We start from the raw sequence: 5,323 nt of genomic DNA, 5'->3' as shown, positions 1-5,323 counted from the left end.
CTATTTATCTATTTTATCTGGTCGCTAAATAATGTTTGTCTAAAGGTGCTATTACGGCGTCAGAAAATAACGTTTTTTTATGACAAAAACAATTGTTGAGCGCGGCGATTTGTATTTATTTTCGTCAGGATTAATTGCAGTACTAAATTAAACGGCGCTGCCAAAAGACAACGCCGTGGGTCGCTTTCTGCTGATTAGCATTTAGCTATTTGCTGGCAGAAAATGTTTACTCGCTTTTAGCCCAATAGCGGCGTTTGGCAGTTTGCAACTTCTCATAAGCACCTAGTAGTGCCTGATGAGCGGGTAAGGCTTTTAGATCCTCATCAACACTGAACAGGCCATTGAAGCGCGCCTCACCCACCAAGGCCGCTGAGGCTGCATCTACCGCCTCCTGACCATACATTTTCACAAAGGCAGTGTAATATTGTGCCGCTTCACGATCCGGCTCCTGAGTCAGTAACAATAGGGTTTGCAGGCAACGGTAATAGTTCGCCTGTTTTGCCGTAAAGACTGAAGAGTTAAAATCTTGCGTCCATTCAACCCAAATCAGTGCCTGCTCCAAATCACCGCCAGCCAATGCCAGCATGGATTTCAGTTCACCGACACGCAGGGTATACCAGCCGTTATCTTTACCCGAGGCGATACCCAGCAATTCACGCACGCGGGCGAAATCATCCAACCCTTCATCATCCAACTGCTGAATGAGCGCCAGATATTCCTCAGGCTGCGAGTCACTGCCGGGCAGGGCCAGCAACCTGTCTCGCAGATGAACACCCATGGTGTTGTTCGCCATCAGCAAATCTTCGGCAGGATAGATATCAGACCAGCCTGGTACCAAAATCCGGCAGGCATAGACACTTAAATGCTCATAATCAGCGATATACACTTCGGCGTTTTCTTGCTTGAAGATAGCCATCAGGGTAGCGAATTCTTCTTCTGTGCTGCCTTTAAAGCTCCAGTCCACAAATGGATAGTCGGCCTCGTCTTTGAACATATCCCAGCTGATCAAGCCACTTGAATCGATAAAATGGGTTTCCAGATTGGTGTGCTCTGCCACCTCTTCGTCATCGAAGGTCGGCGCGGTAAAGACGTCCAGGTCTTTCAGGCTACGGCCCTGCAATAGCTCAGTCACGGTACGTTCCAGCGCGACACCAAAATCAGGATGTGCACCGAATGAGGCAAAACAGGTGCCATTCGACGGGTTAAACAGCACTACGCAAATAACCGGATAAGCGCCACCTAGAGAGGCATCGTAAGAGAGAATTGGGAAACCTTCTTCTTCCAGCTTGGCAATGGCTTCTACCACACCTGGATAGCGGTTTAACACCGCCGCAGGGATCTCCGGCAAGCTGATAGATTCTGCGATAATACGGTTTTTAACTTTACGTTCAAAGACTTCGGACAGAGCTTGTACCCGAGCTTCATTGGCAGTATTGCCCGCAGACATGCCATTTGAGACATACAGATTGCCGATAATATTCATTGGAATATAGACGGTTTCTAAATCTGACTGGCGGGTAAATGGCAATGAACAGATCCCGCGTTTGGCGTTACCTGATTGCAAATCCACCAGATCACTGGCGACCAATTCCTGCTCTGGATCGTAAAACGCCAGCAGGCGCTCATCGAGAATGCCTTCTGGCAGCAAGTTATCTGCTGGGATCGGGAACCATTTCTCGTTGGGATAATGAACGAAATCCCCTTCGGCAATGGCTTTACCCAGATAGAAGTCAGCAAAGAAATAGTTGGTGGATAAGCGTTCGAAATATTCACCTAAGGCCGAAGCCAGTGCCGCTTTCTTGCTGGCACCTTTGCCGTTGGTAAAGCACAACGGGCAATCACGGTCGCGGATATGTACCGACCAAACGTGAGGAACCGGGTTAAGCCAAGAGGCTTCTTCAATATTAAAACCGAGGTCGCTCAGTTTTTGCTGAAAGCGAGATATTGAGTCTTCCAGCGCGGCGTCTTTGCCGGGAATAAAGGTTTGGGTCATTGTCGTCACTTTTTGGCGGTACTAAAAACGCGCAATCATACGGGGTTTTAGTTAATAGCTCCATGTATTCCTAAAGCGCAGCAAATGTCACAGTTTCAGTATGGATATTCCGCATAATTCACTAGCTTATAAATAACGGAGTCATAATGTGAAATCTATAAAGCTAACTGTCTTAGCCGGAATCTTAGCAGGGATCAGCGGTTCGGCCTTTGCTCTACCCAATATCACCCTATTGGCAACCGGGGGAACTATCGCCGGTGGCGGAGATTCAGCCACTAAATCTAACTATAAAGCCGGTAAATTGGGGGTTGATGCCCTGGTAAACGCGGTGCCGGAAATGAAAAAAATCGCCAATATTCAGGGCGAGCAAGTGGTTAATATCGGTTCTCAGGATATGAATGACGAGGTCTGGCTGAAGTTGGCGAAAAAAATTAATGCCGATTGTGCCAAAACAGACGGATTCGTGATTACACATGGCACTGACACTCTGGAAGAAACTGCCTATTTTCTTGATTTAACGGTGAATTGCGATAAACCGGTGGTGATGGTTGGGGCGATGCGCCCGGCAACTGCCCTGGGTGCAGATGGTCCGCTGAATCTCTATAATGCAGTGGTCGTCGCCAGTGATGCCAATTCAGCTAAACGTGGTGTGCTGGTAGCGATGAATGACCAAGTGCTAAGTGGCCGTGATGTGATGAAAACCAATACCACCTCGGTGCAGACATTCCAGTCACCGAATACCGGATCCTTGGGGTCTATTTATGACGGTAAAGTGAATTATCTGCACCAACCCGCGCCAAGACAACCCGCTTTCGATATCAGCAAACTGAGTGAATTACCAAAAGTGGGCATTATTTATAACTATGCCAATGCCTCTGATTTACCGGCTAAAGCGCTGATTGCTGATGGCTATAAAGGGATTGTCAGTGCCGGTGTTGGTAACGGTAACCTTTATCATTCTGTTTTTGATACGCTGGCAACGGCAGCACACAGTGGGGTTGCTGTTGTGCGTTCATCCCGTGTGCCTACTGGTTCTACCACGGAAGATGCAGAAGTTGATGACACCAAATATGGATTTGTTGCATCCGGCTCACTCAATCCACAAAAAGCACGTGTGTTGCTGCAATTGGCATTAACCCAAACGCAAAAACCGCAAGAGATCCAAAAGCTATTCCACGCATATTGATTCAATAAGTCTTTGACGGGGGCTTCGGCCTCCGTATCTGCTTTATTACCACTAATCTGAAATAAATCCGCCCATGCCGTCCGGCGACTATCTTTAATGAATCAAAAGTTATTGGGCAACTATAAATGCAAACATTTGATCTCAAACGAATGGCACTGGATAAATTCCCCATCGAATTCTTGGCCGAAGTGGGCATGCGCTGTTTATTCACCTTTGTCTTGGTTTTTTTATTCCTCAAACTGAGTGGTCGCCGTGGCGTGCGGCAGATGTCGCTATTCGAAGTCGTGATCATTTTGACATTGGGATCCGCTGCGGGTGATGTCACTTTTTATGAAGATGTGCCGATGTTGCCAGTAGTAATGGTCTTTATCTGCATTATGATTTTGTACCGCCTCTCTACTTTCTTGATGTCACGCAGCGAAAAAATACAGCAGTGGATGGAAGGGAAGCCGTTGATCATCATCAGTGATGGAATATTTGTTTGGGAAACCATGCAGCAGGAAAATATTACCCATGATGAGTTTTTTATGGAGTTGCGCCAACAAGGTGTCGAGCATCTTGGTCAGGTACGGCTGGCCATCCTGGAAGTCAATGGTGCAATCAGTGTGTTTTTCTTCGCGCAAGAACATGTCAAACCCGGTTTGCCGGTATTACCTAAATGCTGTGTTAACCCCTTGGTCACCATTGAAAAACCTGCGGAGTATGCCTGTAGCCAGTGCAGCCTGATAGTGGCGTTATCCAGCGGTGCAGAGAAAACCTGTCAACGTTGTGGTCACCACCACTGGGTTGAAGCTTTGGGCCATCAACGAGCAAAATGAGTCATCTATCGTGCGCTAACACCTTGGTTCGGTAGCTTTTGGTGAATAATTCCAAATTAATGACATGATAACGCACAGCCTGCTATCGCTGGGGTTGAGAGTTTCTCCCTTGCCAGTGAATAACCGTTGCAGCAGGCGGACTCGGATGATAAAACCGAGTAATGATAACGATGGCAATCTCAGTTGAGTGTGGTGAGGGGAAATGACACAAGTTTATAATTTTAGCGCAGGGCCTGCGATGTTACCGGTTGAAGTTTTACGTCGTGCGGAACAGGAATTACGTAACTGGCATGGCTTGGGGACATCGGTGATGGAGATCAGTCACCGGAGTAAGGAATTTATTCAGGTTGCTGAAGACGCAGAAGAAGATCTGCGTGATCTGTTACGAATTCCGGCCAATTATAAAGTGTTATTTTGCCATGGTGGCGCGCGCGCGCAGTTTGCCGCAGTGCCATTGAATTTACTCGGCGACAACAACAGTGCTGATTATATTGACGGTGGCTATTGGGCACACAGTGCAGTCAAAGAAGCACAAAAATACTGTGTCCCTAACGTTATCGATGTGACAACCCACGATAATGGTCTAACGGGTATTTTGCCGATGAAACAATGGCAGTTGAGTGATAATGCTGCTTATGTACATTATTGCCCAAATGAAACCATTGATGGGCTGGCTATCAAAGAAGATCCGGATTTTGGCGATAAAGTTGTCGTTGCCGATTACTCATCATCTATCCTTTCTCGCCCGATTGATGTCAGTCGCTATGGTGTCATTTATGCAGGAGCCCAGAAAAACATCGGTCCCGCTGGCCTGACAGTGGTTATCGTGCGCGACGACTTATTAGGTAAAGCTCGCACTGAATTGCCATCGATCCTTGATTATAAGGTGCTGGCCGATAACGATTCCATGTTCAACACGCCGCCAACTTTTGCCTGGTATCTCTCTGGCCTGGTGTTTAAATGGTTGAAGGAGCAGGGCGGTTTGGTTGAAATGGAAAAACGTAATCAGGCGAAAGCTGATCTATTGTATGGTGCGATCGATAAGACCGGTTTCTATCGCAACCAGGTGGCTCACGCCAACCGCTCTTTGATGAATGTGCCATTCCAAATGAAGGATGCCTCCTTGGATAAAGTGTTCCTTAGCGAGGCACAAGAGCAGGGTTTGCAAGCCTTAAAAGGCCATCGTGTTGCTGGTGGGATGCGGGCATCGATTTATAATGCGATGCCAATTGAAGGCGTTAAAGTCTTAACAGATTTTATGGCTGACTTTGAACGCCGCCATGGTTGATTCCTCCGGGCGGATGTTTGTCTACTCAGACTGAGTAT

Annotated in this window: 4 protein-coding genes; 3 read left to right on the top strand and 1 reads right to left on the bottom strand. The window is 47.3% G+C overall.

Going from position 1 to position 5,323, the window contains the following annotated elements; translation table 11 throughout:
• Positions 1–226: 226 nt before the first annotated feature.
• Positions 227–1,993, bottom strand: a complete 1,767-nt coding sequence (gene ycaO, locus V1952_RS19855; protein ID WP_372559338.1) for a 30S ribosomal protein S12 methylthiotransferase accessory factor YcaO — start codon at positions 1,991–1,993, stop codon at positions 227–229.
• A 148-nt stretch (positions 1,994–2,141) separates the two neighbouring features.
• Here ycaO and ansB point away from each other — a divergent pair, with 148 nt between their 5' ends.
• From ansB to serC, 3 genes are all read left to right on the top strand, one after another.
• Positions 2,142–3,179 carry an L-asparaginase 2 gene (ansB, locus tag V1952_RS19850; protein ID WP_083158435.1) on the top strand — a complete coding sequence of 346 codons (1,038 nt, stop codon included), beginning with the start codon at positions 2,142–2,144 and terminating at the stop codon, positions 3,177–3,179.
• 125 nt (positions 3,180–3,304) lie between these two features.
• Positions 3,305–3,997: a DUF421 domain-containing protein gene (locus V1952_RS19845; protein ID WP_372559337.1), complete on the top strand. Its 693-nt coding sequence runs from the start codon at positions 3,305–3,307 to the stop codon at positions 3,995–3,997.
• A gap of 202 nt (positions 3,998–4,199) precedes the next feature.
• Positions 4,200–5,285 (top strand): 3-phosphoserine/phosphohydroxythreonine transaminase, encoded by a 1,086-nt coding sequence (serC, locus tag V1952_RS19840; protein WP_372559336.1) that lies wholly within the window; start codon positions 4,200–4,202, stop codon positions 5,283–5,285.
• Positions 5,286–5,323 lie beyond the last annotated feature (38 nt).

Source organism: Yersinia sp. 2542 StPb PI, assembly GCF_048593855.1.
GTDB classification, from domain to species: Bacteria; Pseudomonadota; Gammaproteobacteria; order Enterobacterales; family Enterobacteriaceae; genus Yersinia; species Yersinia enterocolitica_E.
Note: the sequence above shows the minus strand (reverse complement) of the source record. Positions and strands in the feature narration are given on the sequence as shown.